The organism is Streptomyces sp. NPDC028298, assembly GCF_055565895.1.
The window spans coordinates 20,451-35,573 of sequence record NZ_JBVHTL010000007.1 but is presented as its reverse complement, the minus strand read 5'-3'; the positions used below and the strand labels follow the sequence as shown (position 1 = coordinate 35,573).

At 72.3% G+C, this 15,123-nt stretch carries 12 protein-coding genes; 6 read left to right on the top strand and 6 right to left on the bottom strand.

Annotation, left to right across the window (positions count from 1 at the left end; translation table 11 throughout):
- Positions 1-5 precede the first annotated feature (5 nt).
- Positions 6-2,663, top strand: a complete 2,658-nt coding sequence (locus ACZ4TO_RS28635; protein ID WP_468025590.1) for a LuxR C-terminal-related transcriptional regulator — start codon at positions 6-8, stop codon at positions 2,661-2,663.
- 51 nt (positions 2,664-2,714) lie between these two features.
- On the opposite strand, the gene ACZ4TO_RS28630 is transcribed toward ACZ4TO_RS28635, so the two are convergent.
- The 4 genes from ACZ4TO_RS28630 to ACZ4TO_RS28615 form a co-directional block, all read right to left on the bottom strand.
- Complete coding sequence (locus ACZ4TO_RS28630; RefSeq protein WP_468025589.1) at positions 2,715-3,275, bottom strand: hypothetical protein; 561 nt, start codon at positions 3,273-3,275, stop codon at positions 2,715-2,717.
- 470 nt (positions 3,276-3,745) lie between these two features.
- The gene (locus ACZ4TO_RS28625) at positions 3,746-4,684 is read right to left on the bottom strand and encodes a GlxA family transcriptional regulator (RefSeq protein WP_468025588.1); all 939 of its coding nucleotides are present in this window, start codon (positions 4,682-4,684) and stop codon (positions 3,746-3,748) included.
- A gap of 114 nt (positions 4,685-4,798) precedes the next feature.
- Positions 4,799-5,890, bottom strand: coding sequence for a hypothetical protein (locus ACZ4TO_RS28620; protein WP_468025587.1), 1,092 nt, complete (start codon positions 5,888-5,890; stop codon positions 4,799-4,801).
- A 58-nt stretch (positions 5,891-5,948) separates the two neighbouring features.
- The gene (locus ACZ4TO_RS28615) at positions 5,949-6,773 is read right to left on the bottom strand and encodes a crotonase/enoyl-CoA hydratase family protein (RefSeq protein ID WP_382785864.1); all 825 of its coding nucleotides are present in this window, start codon (positions 6,771-6,773) and stop codon (positions 5,949-5,951) included.
- Positions 6,774-7,187: 414 nt separating this feature from the next.
- Here ACZ4TO_RS28615 and ACZ4TO_RS28610 point away from each other — a divergent pair, with 414 nt between their 5' ends.
- From ACZ4TO_RS28610 to ACZ4TO_RS28595, 4 genes are read left to right on the top strand one after another with little or no spacing between them, the layout of a single operon-like run.
- Positions 7,188-8,375, top strand: a complete 1,188-nt coding sequence (locus ACZ4TO_RS28610) for a LeuA family protein (protein ID WP_382785866.1) — start codon at positions 7,188-7,190, stop codon at positions 8,373-8,375.
- Positions 8,372-9,238 carry a prephenate dehydratase gene (pheA, locus tag ACZ4TO_RS28605; protein WP_468025586.1) on the top strand — a complete coding sequence of 289 codons (867 nt, stop codon included), beginning with the start codon at positions 8,372-8,374 and terminating at the stop codon, positions 9,236-9,238. Before ACZ4TO_RS28610 ends, pheA begins: the two co-directional genes overlap by 4 nt.
- Positions 9,235-11,172 (top strand): FAD/NAD(P)-binding protein, encoded by a 1,938-nt coding sequence (locus tag ACZ4TO_RS28600; protein WP_468025585.1) that lies wholly within the window; start codon positions 9,235-9,237, stop codon positions 11,170-11,172. Before pheA ends, ACZ4TO_RS28600 begins: the two co-directional genes overlap by 4 nt.
- 26 nt (positions 11,173-11,198) lie before the next feature.
- Complete coding sequence (locus ACZ4TO_RS28595) at positions 11,199-12,377, top strand: pyridoxal phosphate-dependent aminotransferase (RefSeq protein WP_468025584.1); 1,179 nt, start codon at positions 11,199-11,201, stop codon at positions 12,375-12,377.
- Between the two features lie 216 nt (positions 12,378-12,593).
- Here the strand turns inward: ACZ4TO_RS28595 and ACZ4TO_RS28590 are convergent, their stop codons facing one another.
- The gene (locus ACZ4TO_RS28590; RefSeq protein ID WP_451075976.1) at positions 12,594-13,322 is read right to left on the bottom strand and encodes a response regulator transcription factor; all 729 of its coding nucleotides are present in this window, start codon (positions 13,320-13,322) and stop codon (positions 12,594-12,596) included.
- A 349-nt stretch (positions 13,323-13,671) separates the two neighbouring features.
- On the opposite strand from ACZ4TO_RS28590, the gene dhaL reads away from it, so the two are divergent.
- Positions 13,672-14,352: a dihydroxyacetone kinase subunit DhaL gene (gene dhaL / locus ACZ4TO_RS28585; protein ID WP_468025583.1), complete on the top strand. Its 681-nt coding sequence runs from the start codon at positions 13,672-13,674 to the stop codon at positions 14,350-14,352.
- A 216-nt stretch (positions 14,353-14,568) separates the two neighbouring features.
- Here dhaL and aroH read toward each other — a convergent pair whose 3' ends face one another.
- Complete coding sequence (aroH, locus tag ACZ4TO_RS28580) at positions 14,569-15,033, bottom strand: chorismate mutase (protein WP_468025582.1); 465 nt, start codon at positions 15,031-15,033, stop codon at positions 14,569-14,571.
- Positions 15,034-15,123 lie beyond the last annotated feature (90 nt).

Sequence of the window (15,123 nt, the reverse complement as noted above, 5' to 3'; positions counted from 1 at the left end):
CGAGGATGAAAAAAATCGGCGCCGGACAACAGCCTCTCGTGGGACGCATCACCGAACTGGCCCTTTACGGCGAGGCATTGGCCGACCCCGGAGGGCGGGGTTTCTCGATCCACGGCCCCCAGGGCGTGGGAAAGTCCAGACTCGCCGACGAATGCCTTCACATCGGCGCGTCGAAGGGCTGGAACACCGTCCGGGCGACCGCCACCCAAGGCGCTTCGGCCGTCCCCTTCGGAGCCCTCGCCCACATCATCCCGGCAGGCACCACCACCGCCGACGTCACGGGCGTGTTCACCGGCATAGCGTCGGAAATCGAAGGAGGGAAAAAGAAGGAAACCCTCTTCCTCGTCGAGGACATTCCCCTGCTCGACCAGTCCTCCCTCATCATCCTCCAACGCCTTTCCGACGCGGGAAAGATATTCCTTCTCTCGACCGCGCGCGACGGCCAACCGGCACCCCAGGACGCCCGGTCGCTGACCACCGGATTCGGATTCCGTCAGGTGAATCTCAAGAACCTCGACCAGGAGGGAACCCACCATCTCCTCGAGTCGATGCTCGACGGACCCGTCAGCCGAAGAACGTCGTACGAGATATACCTGAAGAGCGCGGGAAATCCCCTTTTCCTGCGGGAACTCGTCATCGCCGCACTGGACGCCCGGACCATGCACAACGACGGCGAGGTCTGGGAACTGGCGCCCGCCGCACAGCCGGAGACCACCACACCGCACCTGGCCGAACTCGTCGAGACGAGACTGTCGGCCCTCTCGCCCCCCGCGCGCACCCTCCTCGAAGCCATCTCCCTCTGCGGCACCATCACCCCGGACAGCCTCCTGTCCGAGACGGAACGCGACGAAGCCCTGCTCGAACTCGAAGCCGAAGACCTGGCACACGTCTTCCTCGACCGACGCCGCACCCGCATCGACCTGACCCACCCGGTCTACGGCGAAGTCCTCCAGGCGAACATGCCCCCCTTCAAACGCCGGCGGCTCTACCTCAACCAGGCACAGGCCCTGACCGCACACGGCCTGCGCCGGCGCGGCGACTTCTTCCGCTCCGTCGCCTGGCAGGTCGAGGCCACCGGCACCGCCGAGACCGGACAACTCCTCGCCGCCGCCCGCATCGCCCAGGACACCCACAGCTACGACCGGGCCGTACAACTCCTGGAAGCCGTCCCGCAGGAGGAGAGGGACACCGCCTGCCTGCTGCTCCTCGGCCACTGCCTCGCACAGGCCGGCCGGACCGACGAGGTGGAAGCGGTCCTCGTACAGGCCCAGAAACTGGCACAGGGTGATGACGAGATCCTCGACGTCGCCTTCACCCGGGTGCAGAACCTGTTCTGGGTACAGGGACATCAGGCCGAAGCCCTCCAAGTGATCGAACAGGCGGCCCGGCACGCCCACAGCCCGTCCGCGAAGTTCCGCATCCGCTCCGCCGAGGCGACCATCCGCATCGCCTGCGGCGACCCCCAGGCTGGCCTCGACGCCCTGGGCGAGATCACGTACGAGACCGACAACCCGGCGGACGTCAACGTGCTGCTCCTCAGCCTCATGTACAAGTCCCCGGGACTGACGATGACGGGCCGCACCGCCGAAGCCGTCACGACCGCCCGGACCGCCTACGACGTCCACCTCAGACACCACGACCAGGCCCTCTACCTGCACCCCGCGGCCCAGCGCAACGGCCTGGTCTTCGCCCTCGCCGAGGCCGGCCGGCTGGACGAGGCACGCACCGTCGGCAACCAGGCTCTGACCGAACTCATGGCGGCACGCGCGCACGTGCCGCACGTCTGGACCGCACTGCAGCTGGCCCGCGCCGAATGGCTCGCGGGCCACCCCCGCTCCGCACGCCACTGGTACGCCGAAGCCATCGCCCTGGGCCGCCCGCTCGGACAGACCCTCGCCATGCGCCCCGCCCTGTGCGGGCTCGCGGCCGCCGCCGCGCAGATCGACGACGACGACGCCGCCGAGAAGGCACTGGCCGAGGCACACCAGTACCCGCGCGTCGGCCTGTTCGTGGGCGAGGACGGCCTCGCCACAGCCTGGCTGCACGCCGCCGCGGGCCGCCTCGAAGCCGCCCGCGAAGTGCTTGTCGAGGCCGCCCTGCTGGCCCGGGACGCGGGCGTGGTCAGTTCGGAGGCCGCGCTGCTCACCGACGTCGCCCGGCTGGGCGGGCCCCGGCAGGTGCTGGAGCGGATCACCCACCTCGCACGGACCAGCGACTCGCCCTTCACCCACGCCCGGGCCGCCTACGTCACCGAGCTGGCCACAGGAGACGCCAAGGCTCTCGAAGCCGTGTCACGGTCCTTCGAGGAGATGGGCGCGGACCTGCTGGCGGCCGAGGCCTCCGCAGCGGCCGCCGCGGGATGGAAACGCGCCGGCGAGACCCGCAAAGCCACCGCGGCGGCCAACCGCACGGACCTGCTCGCCGCACGGTGCGAGGGCGCCCGCACCCCCCTGCTGAGCACGGCCCCCGAACCGGCGGCGGCACTGACGCCCCGCGAGCGCGACATCGCGCTCCTGACCAGCTCGGGCGCCTCGGCACAGGAGGTCGCCGACGCGCTGTCCATCTCCCGCCGGACCGTGGAGAACCACCTGTACAACATCTACGGGAAACTCGGCGTGTCCACCCGCGCGGAACTCAAGAAGGCCCTGAACCCGAAGACTTGAGCCGACGCCGCGGCACGGCGGGGTGTGGCATGGAGGGGCGAGGGCCTCGTCCTAGCGCGTGTGCCGGTTCAGGTGCAGGCAGGCGTGCAGGAGGTTGTGCCGCGCGTTCAGGAGATGGGCCGTGACACCGGGATCCTCTCCGGACCGTCTCGACTGCGCGGCCGCCGCGGCACTCTGCCCCACGAGCCCCCGGACGGCGTCCACCAGATGGGGAACCCAGAGCTGGTACAGGCGCCGGTCGGTGGGCAGGGCAAGACGGATGTGCGTCCGCTGCCGGGCATGGACCAGCCACCGTCGCGTCGGCAGATTCCCCGTGACGGGGGACAGCCGGTGCCGGGTGGAGAACGACATCCTTCGCCGCCACACATCGGCTTGCGGACCCGGCAACCGCTGTATGTCGTCGTCGAAGCCGAGAAGTGCGTCGATGAGGACGCCCGCCCACTGACGCAGATGGTCCGCCTGGACGGGCGGGCGCTCGGGCTGTCCGGCCGTCTGCTGAGCGGTCCACCACAACTGGTGCCGCGCCGCCGCGTCCACGTCGCACGCCACGTTCTGGAGCCGGGCGGGGCACGTACGGGAGCGGGCGGACGAGGTGCCGAGGGTGCTGGTCATGGCGGGGAATCTCCTCACGGTCGGACATCAGGGACGAGCGAGCCGCAGGAGGCGGGCCGCCCGCGCCGGGGCGGCCGGTGCACTCACTGGACACCTCCCGAGGGGCCCCGACAGGGCGCCCGCGGCCCGCAGTCGGCGACCGGACGCGGTGTACCGCCGCACCGGGCAGCCGGGTCGAGCCCGCGCGGGGCGAGGCGGCCGTGCCGCCCGGCGTGTTTGGCGGGCGGGACACGGCCACCTGTGCGCGACGGTCCCGTCCCCACGGGAGCCGTCACACGACCGGGGACCTGGGCCACCGCTCATGGCGGGCCCCCGGAACCTGGCAAGACCGTCCTCGTGCCCTCCACGGTGAGCCACGGGCGGGGGCGGGCACATGAGTAGACGGTGCTCACCGCCGCGCCGGGAGCCGGGCCGGGAGCCGGGCCGCCGGCCGTAGGCGAGCCGAAGGGTTCGCGGCGGGCGGCGCGGGGTCAGCGGCCGGGGCGCAGCCTGCGGACGCTGCCCGCGTCCCGGTAGCCCACACGCTGGGCGATGTCCTCGGCCGGCAGCGAGGTCGTCGCGCGAAGATGCTCCGCCCGCTCCGCGCGCAGGGCCCGCAGGAAGGCGTAGGGAGAGGTCCCCAGCCCTTCCCTCACCCGGCGTTCCAGGGTGCGGCGGGTCACCTTGAGGGCGAGCGCGGCATCCGCCACCCCGACCTGGAGGTGCAGGTGCGTGCGCGCCCAGGCCTCGAAGTCGCCCACCAGCCGGTCCTGGTCGTGCAGGTGGTCGGTGAACGCGGCCACGCTCGGCGTGGGCCGCTGGTCGATCAGGAGCGCGCGGGCGGTCTCGGAGGCCAGCCGCGGGCTGATCCGCGCCACCAGGCTCAGCGCGAGGTCGATATGGGCGAACGCCGCGCCGGCGGTGACGACGGCGCCGTCCCGCACCACCATGCGGTCCATGTCCAGCGTGACCTTCGGATAGCGCTGGGCGAACAGGTCACGCAGCCACCACGTGGTCGTCGCGCGGCGCCCGTCGAGCAGTCCGGCCTCGGCGAGCAGGAAGGTGCTCGTGCAGGCGGCGGCCACCGGACCGCCGCCCTCGGTCCACCGGTGCAGAGCGGAACGAACGCCACGGATCTGCGGGCGCATGAGCGCGTCGACCAGGGTCGCCGGGCTCTGCGCGCCGAGCGCCGGGAGGAGCAGCAGGTCGATTCCCGCCGCGGCCGCGTCCTCCAGGGGGCACGCTCCGGCCACGAGGAGTCCGCCCGCCGTGGCGACCTGGGCACCGCCGGGGGTCAGCAGCACGCAGTCCAGGCCGGGAAGCCCACGATCCACACGCTCACGCGCGACGTGCGCGGTCCGCAGGACGTCGAGCACCGAGGTCAGTCCGGAGTCCCAGCATCCGTCGACCGCCACCACACCGAACCGCATGGCACACCCCCCTTCTCCTCGCACCAGCCTGGTGTCCCGCCCCGGACGGCGGGTGCCCGTCCCGCGCCCGCGACGGCCGTGGGGCGTCCGGCTGGACGACGGTACCGTCCCAGGTCAGGCCTGATGACCGATGACCGGGACGGCCTCCGGTGCAGGCGACTGCCGCAGGGGCGCGAAGTGGAGGAGCTCCCACAGGGCTTTGGCCCGGAGCGGCTCGGCGCCGTGGGTGCCGTCGGTGCTGTCGTTGCCGGCACGGTGCAGGGACGCGACGCCCAGGAAGCGGTGGTAGGCGCCCGCCTGCCCGAAGTCGAGATGGAACACGTCCTGCTCGTGGTCGAAGGCGACGGTGTAGCGGTGGGACCCGTCCGACACGTGGTATTCGAGGTGCGAGCCGACCGGAACGCGTGTCGCGGGGCGGACGCGTACGTCCCGTTCGGTGAACGACACCGCGTCGGCACCGACCGCGGAGACCTTGACCTCGTTCCCCTGCACGACGAGCACCGCGGGCAGCGGAACCTTCCCGAACCGCTCGTGGCTCACGAACATGAGCGTGACCACGGTGTGGTCGCCGATCCGGGCCCGCCCCCAGTACCAGTGGTCCAGCACCTTGCGCGGCGCGATGTCGCCCCAGTTGTGGTCGTGATAGCCCTCGCCCCCGGCCTCCCGCACCGTGCCGCCGACGTCCAGGCGGGCCTGCACGTCGCCTCGGGCCACCATGGGCAGCCAGGCGATGTAATGCTCCTCCCCGGGGCCGAAGAAGGCGTGCCCGGTGGCCGGACGCCAGGGCGGAACCCGGGCGGTGAGCCTCAGGTCCAGTTCGACGTCCTCGATCTCGACATGGACGGCGTAGCCGTCCTTGCCGCCCCGGAAGGTGTTGCGGCCGATGACGACGTCACAGCCTTCGGCGGACGCCGAGAAGTCGCCGGGTGCCCCGGTGAAGGTCTTGTCGGTCCGGGACCCGTCGGGAGCGGTCAGGGTGAGCAGGACGAAGGGGGTGAGCGGTGCCTTAGGCGAGACGAACGGGGGTTTCGTGTGGAACTCCACCGTCAGTGTGGTCCCGTCGTCGAGATGGGCGTCGCAGTACCACCACTCGAACGTTCCGGACGAGGGGTCGGTCCGCAGCCCGTCCTCCCAGTCCTGGACGACACCGGGTGTCAGACCCAGCCTCTCGTAGTGCCGTGGCTGGTCGCCGATGCGTGCGTGCATGCGTTCTTCCTCTGTTCGCGGGCGGGAGCCGTCGCCGGCCGGGGTGTTCCGCAGCCGGTCAGGCACCCCGGAAGACGGGCGCCCTGCGCTCGATCAAGGAGGCGACGCCTTCCGCGGCGTCGCCCGTGGCGAAGAGCCGCGGGCCCACCTCGCCGCGCAGGGCGGCCGCCGACCTCGCGAGGGGCCCGGCCAGAACGGTGCGCGCGTCGGCCAGGGTGGCCTCGACCGCGAGCGGGGCCTGCGCCGCGATCCGGTGCGCCAGTTCCAGCGCCCGGTCCAGGTGCTCGCCGGCGGGGACCACCTCCTGCACCAGGCCGATGCGCCAGGCCTCGTGTGCGTCGAACTCGTCACCGGTGAGGAGGTAGCGCATGGCGTTGCCCCAGCCGACCCGCTCGGGCAGCCGTATCGTCGCGCCGCCGAGCGCGACGATGCCCCGGCTCACCTCCTGCTGTCCGAAGACGGTGTCCGCGGCGGCGACGCATATCTCGCTGCCCAGGACGAGTTCGAGACCCGCGGTGAAACAGCGTCCGTGAACCGCCGTGACCACAGGCTTGCCGGCCGGGGCCCGGTACAGACCCCAGGGATCCCGCCCGTCCTCGGGCAGAACGCTGTCGTCGCCCGTCGCCAGCCGCGGGGCCATGGACGCGAGATCGAGCCCGCCGGTGAAGTGTCTTCCGTGGCCGTGGAGGACCGCGACGCGCAGCCCGGGATCGTCCGAGAGCAGGGTCAGGGCGGACGACAACCGCGCCACCATGTCCGCGTCCAGGGCGTTGGCCTTCTCCGGCCGGTTGAGCGCGACACGCAGCACCGGCCCGTCCCGCTCGACCAGCACTTTCGCCGCGGAGCTGTTCTCGCCGGCCACTGCCGGCTGTGTGGATGCCATGGCCTCACGGTAGGAAGCGCGGGGCGGCAGAAAGCGACATGAGCGGGGGAGTGTGCGACAACCTGCCCCCTCGACGGAACCGCCCCCACCCCCTCCCGGCAGGCGAACACGCCGACTGTGGGCACCCCTCTCGGCGGGCGAGCACCCCGACTGTGCGGGCACCCCTCCCGGCAGCCGAATACGCCGACCGTGACGCCCGCCCCCCGGCGCGGGCATCGGCCGGGAGAGGAGCCGGCCCACCGACCATGGCCCTTGGTGGACCCCCGCTCCACCAAAGGCGCGGGAGTGATGCCGAGTGTGCGGTACGGCCCCGGGTGCTCCTCCAACAGCGGATGACGCCAGACCGCGCCTTCCCGAGGATCAGTGGCTGTTCGGCTCAGGATTCCGGATGGGTCCCAGGTCTTTGGGGGAGAAGTGAACCAGCACGCAGCACCCCGTCGTATATCCGTCTTCGACACCACGCTCCGCGACGGCGAGCAGGCACCGGGCAACGCGATGAGCCCCGAGCAGAAGCTCGAACTCGCGCAACTGATCGCGGGGTTGGGGGTGGACACCATCGAGGCGGGCTTCCCCGCCTCCTCGCCCAGCGACTTCGAGGCGACCCGGCTGATCGCCCGGCACCTGACCGGCACCCGGTTCGCCACGTTCTCCCGCACCACCCGCAGGGACGTCGAGACCGCCGTCGAGGCCGGCGGCACCGACAACCACCAGGTGCAGATGGTGGCCACCGGCAGCCAGATCCACCTGACCCACAAGCGCGGCATCACCCGCCACGCGGCCGTGCGGGAAGTGGTGGACACGGTCGAGTACGCCGTCTCCCTGGGCGTCACCGACATCGCCGTCGGCATCGAGGACGCCAGCCGCGGCGAGGACGACCTGCTGCGCGCGCTGACCGAGGCGGCCGTGGAGGCGGGCGCGACCTGCATCATCCTCGCCGACACCACGGGCTGCCACACCCCCGAGGAGTTCGGCACCCTCATCGGCAAGATCCGCCGCTGGGCACCCCGGCCCGTCAAGGTCTCCACCCACTGCCACAACGACTTCGGCCTGGCCACCGCCAACACCCTGGCCGGTCTCGCGGCCGGCGCCGACGAGATCCAGGTCGCCCTCGGCGGCATCGGCGAGCGGGCCGGCAACACCTCGCTGGAGGAGGTCGCCGCCGTCCTCGCGTACAAGAGCGAACTGCTCGGCATGACCACCGGGGTCCGCCTGGAGGCCATGTACGCGGTGTACAACCGGCTGCGCGAGATCATCAGGCTGGAGGAGCCCCGCAACAAGCCCATCTTCGGCAAGTACGTCTTCGGCACCGCGGCCGGCATCCACCAGCAGGGCATGCTCGCCGACCCGAGCACCTACGAGTACGTCGAGCCCGCACGGTTCGGCCGCCAGCGCTCCCTGCTCATCGGCCGCCACTCGGGCCGGGCCGTACTGCGCCACCTCATCGAGCAGCTCGACGTGACCATCGACGAGGCCGAGCTCGACGAGCTGTACCGCGTCCACATCGCCGAGCGCGAGCAGGGCGACTGCGAGGACCTGCCGGTCGTCCGCGAACGGCTCGCCCGCGAACTGGGCATACGCCGGGCGGTGGCAGCGGCGCGATGACGTACGCATATCTGGGCCCGGAGGGCACCTTCACCGAGTCCGCCGTGCGGCGGCTCGCGCCCTTCGCCCGGCAGACCGTTCCCTTCCCCACCGTCCCCGCGGCGGTGGAGGCCGTGCGCCGCGGCCACTTCGCCCGGGCGGTGGTCCCGCTGGAGAACTCGGTCAGCGGCGTGGTGCCGCCCACGCTCGGGGAACTCGTCGCGCACGCCGGGGAGCTCAGGATCGACGCCCAGGTCGCGATGGGCGTCACCTTCGCCCTGATGGCCGCCGAAGGCACGCGACTGTCCGACGTACGCCGGGTGGTGAGCCATCCGCACGCGCTCGGCCAGTGCCGGCAGTGGACGCAACGGCACCTGCCGCACGCGGAGTTGGTACTCGCCGACTCCACCGCGGCGGCCGCACTGGCCCTCGCGCGAGGAGGGCCCGCCACCGACGCCGCGATCGCCGCACCCGAGGCCGCCCAGCGCTACGGACTGAGCGTGCTGGCCCACGACATCGGCACCCGCAACGACGCCACCACACGCTTCGTGTCGCTGCGCCGCCCCGGCCCCCAGGGACCGCCCACGGGCCGCGACCGCACCGCGCTGCTGATCACCTCCGACCGCTCGGCACCCGGCGTGCTCACCGGCGTGCTCGGCGAACTGAGCCGGCGGCAGGTGTCCATCGCCTGGATCCAGTCCTGGCCCCGGCAGACCGCCCGCGGCCGCTACCACTTCCTGGTCGAGGTCGACCAGCACATCGCGTACCCGCCCCTGGCCGAGGCGGTCGAGGCCATGCGCCGCGGCGTCGACTCGCTGAGCCTGCTCGGGAGCTATCCGTACATCGTCGACCGCGAGGTCGAGGGGGAGAAAACAGCCGCATGAGGACGACGCGCATCGCTGTGATCGGCAGCGGCCCACGAGGGATGATGGTGCTCGAACGGCTCGCCGCCCGCCTCGCGGAACAGCCGGGCCCCCTGGACGTCCGGCTGTTCCTGGTCGACGCGGTCGAGCCGGGGGCCGGCCAGGTCTACCGCACCGACCAGCCCGACTGGTTCCTGATGAACACCGTCGCGGGCCAGTGTTCCGCCTACTCGGGCGAACCCGACGACGGCCCCACGCGGGCCGGGGCCGGCCCCTCGTTCGGCCAGTGGTGGCAGGCCGCCGGGAACTACCCCGGCCCCGACAGCTACGCACCGCGCGGACAGTACGGCCGCTACCTGCGCTCGGTGCTCACCGAGGTGGAACGGAACCTGCCGCCCGGCGTACGGCTCAGGAGCATCAAGGAACGCGTCGAGGAGGTCACCGGGACCCACGGCCGCTACCGGATCGCCCTGTCGGGCGGCGAACGGCTCGACGTCGACCGGGTCGTCCTGACCACGGGCCACTCCCGCAACCGGCTCACCGGCCACGAACACGACCTCGCCGCCCTCACTCGCCGGCACCCCCAACTGCGCTACATCCAGGGCGAGTCGGCGGCCGACATGCCCCTGCACGAGATCGCGCCCGGCTCCGCCGTCGGCGTCATCGGCCTCGGCCTGTCCTTCTACGACGTGATGGCGGCCCTCACCATCGGCCGCGGCGGCCGCTTCACCCCGGCCGAGGACGGCACACTCGTCTACCACCCCAGCGGCCACGAGCCGCTGATCGTCGCCGGCTCCCGCAGCGGAATGCCGCTGCCGGCCCGGGGCCGCAACCAGAAACCGCCCCGCTACTCCTACCGCCCGCTGCTGTTCACCCCCGCCCGCGTCCGCGCCCACCACCCGGACGGGCCGCTCGACTTCAGACGCCACGTCTTCCCCTGGCTGATGGCCGAGATCGAACTCGTCTACTACGCGACGGCCCTGCGCCGCTCCCTCGGAGAGGAGAGCGCCGCACGCCTGACCGCACAGGTGGAACTCGCCGCCGTACAGGGCGTACCGCAGGTCGCGGCCATCGCGCAGCGGCTGGGACTGCGGGACGTGCCGCCGATCGACATCGACGCGCTCGCCCGGCCCTTCGCGCACCGCACCTTCACCGGCCCGGAGGACTTCGAGCGCACCCTGCGCGAAGAGATCACCCGGGACCTCGCGCACGCCGCCGAGGGCAACGCCGACTCCCCGCTCAAGGCCGCGCTCGACGTCATGCGCGACACCCGCTGGGTCATCCGCGACCTGGTCGACTTCTCCGGACTGACGGGGCGCTCGCAGCAGGAGGACTTCCTCGGCTGGTACGTGCCCAGGGCCTCCTTCCTCGCGGCCGGACCGCCCAAGGAACGGCTCCAGCAGGTCCTCGCCCTGCTGGAGCGGGGACTGCTGCGCATCGCCGGCCCGCACACCCGCTTCGAGACCGACCCCGTCCAGGGCCGCTACGTCGTGCACTCACCCGCGGTCCCCGGCTCCGCCGTCCCGGTCACCACCCTGGTCGACGCACGGATCCCCGACCCCGATCTGCGCCGCGACCTCAGCCCGCTCACCGCGGCGCTGCGCGCGTCCGGAACGTGGACGCCCTACGTCAACGACAGCGGGGACACGCGCTACGACACCGGCGGCGTCGCCGTGACCTGCAGCCCGTTCCACCCCGTGGACCGGGACGGCGGCGTGGACGAGGGCATGTACGTCCTCGGCATCCCCACCGAGCACACCCGATGGTTCATGCAGGTGGGCAGCAGCCGGCCGGGCATGTGGAGCGACTTCGTCCACGACGCCGACGCCATCGCGGCACACGCGCTGCGCCCGGTGACCCACATCCGGGCACCCCGGGCGCACACTCCCGAGCCGGTCGGCTCGGGGGAGAACCCTGAGCTGGTCGGCTCGGGCACGGACAAGGCGGGCGAGTGAGCCCCGCGGAGGAAGGCGGCAGGAGCGTGCGCGTCGCACAGCGGTTCTCGCAGGTCGAACGGTCCGCGACCGTCGCCCTGCTGGAGACGGTCCAGCGGCTGCGGCGCGCCGGCGTCGAGGTGCTGGACCTCAGCGGCGGCGAACCGGACTTCACCACGCCGGCCCCCGTCGTCGCGGAGGCGATCTCGGCGCTGGAGGACGGCGACACCCACTACACCCCGAGCCGGGGCGTTCCCGGACTCCTGCGCGCCGTCGCGGACAAGCTGCACACCGAGAACGGCGTCCGGGTGGATCCGGCCACCGGCGTCATCGTGACCCCCTCGGCCAAACAGGCCCTGTTCACCGCGCTGATGACCGTCCTCGACCCGGGGGACGAGGTCATCGTGCCCACCCCGGCGTGGGTCAGCTACCCGGCGATGGCGGGCCTGCTCGGCGCCCGCGCGGTGTCCGCCGAGCTCAGCGCACGGGACGGGTTCCGGCTGTCCGGGCGGCTCCTGGAGGACCGGGTCACCGACCGCACCCGGGCGCTGGTCGTCAACACGCCGGCCAACCCGACGGGGCACGTACTGGACCGCGAGGAGGCCGAGGAGATCGTCGCGTTCGCGGTCCGCCACGACCTGGTCCTCGTCGTGGACGAGATCTACGAGAAGATCGTCTACGACGGCCGGGCCCATCTCAGCCTGGCCAGCCTGCCCGGCGCGGCGGAGCGCACGCTCACGGTCAACGGCTTCTCCAAGGCGTACGCGATGACCGGCTGGCGGCTGGGCTATCTGGCGGGACCCGAGCCGCTGATCTCACAGGCCCTCAAGGTCCAGGAGCACACGGTGAGTTGTGCCGCCTCGTTCGTGCAGCGCGCGGGGGTCGCGGCACTGACCCGGACGGCCGACGACGTCGCCGCGATGCTCAAGGAGTACACGGTGCGCCGGGAGATGACGGTCAGCGCCCTGGACGCGCTGCCCGGCGTCACCTGTGCCCGCCCCGAGGGCGCGTTCTACGCGTTCGCCGACGTACGGGGCACGGGGCTGTCGTCGGCCGCCTTCGCGCAGCGGCTGCTCGACGAGGCCGCGGTCACGGTGGCCCCGGGCTCGGCCTTCGGGGTGGGCGGCGAAGGCTATGTGCGGCTGTCGTTCGCGGCGTCCCGCGAGGTCCTGCAAGGGGCGGCGGAGCGGCTGTCACGACTGTCCGCCCGATGGACGGCCAACTGACGCCGGACGCCCCGGACTTCCCTCCGCCCCTGGACTCTCCTTCGCCATCGAAGCCATGGACGTCTTGGCTGCCATGGACGTCGTGGAGGCCTTGGACGCCTTCGACGTCATGGCTGCCGTGGACGTCTTGAACGCCGGGAGGCCGGCCGCCCCGACCCGGGGCGGCCGGCCTCCCGGCGTTTCGTCTTTCGGCGTGGGCCTCGCCCGGGCCGTCTCTCAGGCCACCTCGGCCGGGTGACAGGGGGCGGCGGGCGCGGCGTCCCCCTCCACGTTCCAGGACCGCTGGAAGAGCAGCACGGCCTCCAGCCGGTTACGGGCCCCGAGCTTGGTCAGCGTGTGGGAGACATGGCTCTTGACGGTGGCCGGCGACACCCTGAGCCGCACCGCCGTCTCGGCCGTCGACATGCCCTCCGCGAGGTTGCGCATCACTTCCTGTTCCCGGGAGGTGAGCGTGTGCAGGAGGTTCCTGGAACCGGCGGCGGGAGCGGGCGCGGCGGCCGTCTGACGGGCGTACAGGGCGCGCAGCTCGGGGGAGAGCACCGTGTGGCCGGACGCCACCGCGCGGATGGCCGCGGCGACCTTGGCGACCTTGATGTTCTTCACCAGACAGCCCGTGGCGCCGGCCGCGAAGAACGCGTCGAGGCGCCGCCGGGTCCAGCCGGTGCCGACGACCAGCACCCGCACCTTGCGCAGGTCCAGTTGGCGGATCAGGCCGGCGGCGTCCTCGCGCGGGGCGACCGCCAGGACGGCCACGTCCACGAGGTCGAGCGGCCACTGGCGCAGCGGCTGCTGCTGGTTCACGCCGCCCACCACCTCGAGGTGGGGCGAAGCGCCCAGGACGCGGGTCAGGACGTGGCGGGAGATGGGGTCGTGATCCGCGACCAGCACGCGGGCTGGGCCGTCCTCGGCGTGTTCCGCGCCGAAGAGATCACGTTCCAGAGACATGCGGTACGCCCTTCGTCAAATTGTTCGACCCCTGCATTCGAAGCCTATTTTCCTGAACGCTATTCATCAATGCTGAACATCGTTTTGGCGAGTTTTAGGCGCTCGCGAGCGGAAGCCGACCGCCGCGTGGAAGTGAAGCCCTCAGTTTCCAAGGCAGGAGCTTGATCCACCCTTGTTCTGATGTTTGTTGACGCTCGACAGAGTCCGCATCTACGGTCTAGCTCTTGCGGGGAAGCCCGGCCCTGTCGCCCGAACGCACAGAGGCTGGTCGGGGGTCTTCCCGTCGGAGGCCGCCCGACAGCGCCGTCGGGTGTCGGCCTCCGCGTGCCGCTGCAGCGGAGGGGAAAGCATGCAGGACAACGTGCTGGCCAGAGCATGGCTCCGGTCGTTCGCACGGGCGGTCGAGGAGGGCGAGGCCAGGCTCACCGCTCTCGATTCGGCCATCGGAGACGGAGACCACGGCGTCAACATGCGCCGGGGGACCTCTCACGTCTGTCGCATGCTGCTGCGGGACGAGACACCGGCCACCGTGGGCCAACTGCTCGGCGAGGCCGGGGTGTTGCTCCGTACCCATGTGGGCGGGGCGTCCGGGGTGCTGTACGGCAGCACCTTCCAGGCGATGGGCGCCGCGCTGCCGGCCCACCGGGAGGCGGCGGCCCACTTCGGCGAGGCCCTGGACGCGGGACTCGCGGCCATCGTCCGATTAGGGGCGGCGGCCCCGGGCGACAAGACCATGGTCGACGCCTTCGCGCCCGCCGTGACGGCCTTCCACGAGGCCTGCGCGCGGGGCGGAACCGCGCAAGCGGCCGTGACGGCCGCCGCCGAGGCCGCCGAAGCCGGTGCCCGCTCCACGATCCCGATGCAGGCGCGCAAGGGCCGCGCCTCGTATCTCGGTTATCGCAGCATCGGCCACCTGGACCCGGGGGCCGCCTCCACCGAGATGCTCTTCAGAGCACTCGCCCAGGAGATCACGGGCGCCCCGCAGCCGGCGGCGGCCTGCGCACGGCACGGGTGCATGCCCGGCGTGTGAACCAGGCCCCCTCCACCCGCCCACCACGAGACCGCCCACCATCGGCCGCCCGTCACTGGCCGACCCGTCACTGGCCGACCCGTCACCGGCCGACCACCGACCCACCATCGGCCGGCCCACCACCAGCCGCCCACCATCGGCCGACCCATCACCGGCCCACCACCGGCGACCACCGGCCGACCCCGGCCGGCGGCCACCGCACCGCCCGCTGTCCGCTCAGAGCGCTTCGGACGTAGCGGCGGGCGCCCGCCCGGCCAGATCGGGGCGCAGCGCGGCCGCACCGTGCAAGTACACGTGCGCGGCCGCCTCCCGGGGCCGGGTGGAGTGGGTGTGGACCAGCACACGGACCGTGCGCGGACTGCCGCCCGGTACGTCGATCTCGCTCGCGCACATCAGCGCCACGTCCACGAACCCCAACTCCCGTGCGGCACGCGCCGGATAGGCGGCCGTCAGGTCGGGACTGGAGGTGAACCAGATGCTGATCAGGTCCGCCGCCTCGAGCGCGTTGCGCACGACCAGCTCGCGGAGCAGCTCGCCGGTCGCCTCCACGATCCGGTGCGGATCGTTCGAGGCCACCTGCGTGGCACCGCGCAGTGCCAGCACCCGGGACACGGGCGGGACCTGCGCCGGGCCGGACCGCCCGGGGACGGGATGCGCGTCTGCTTCACGGTGTCCGTTCATCGTTCTCCGAAGGTGTGGGCGGGCCGAACAGGTGCGGAACGCGCGGCCATCGTGACCGCGGCGGGCCGCCGCGTCATCCACCGACGAAGG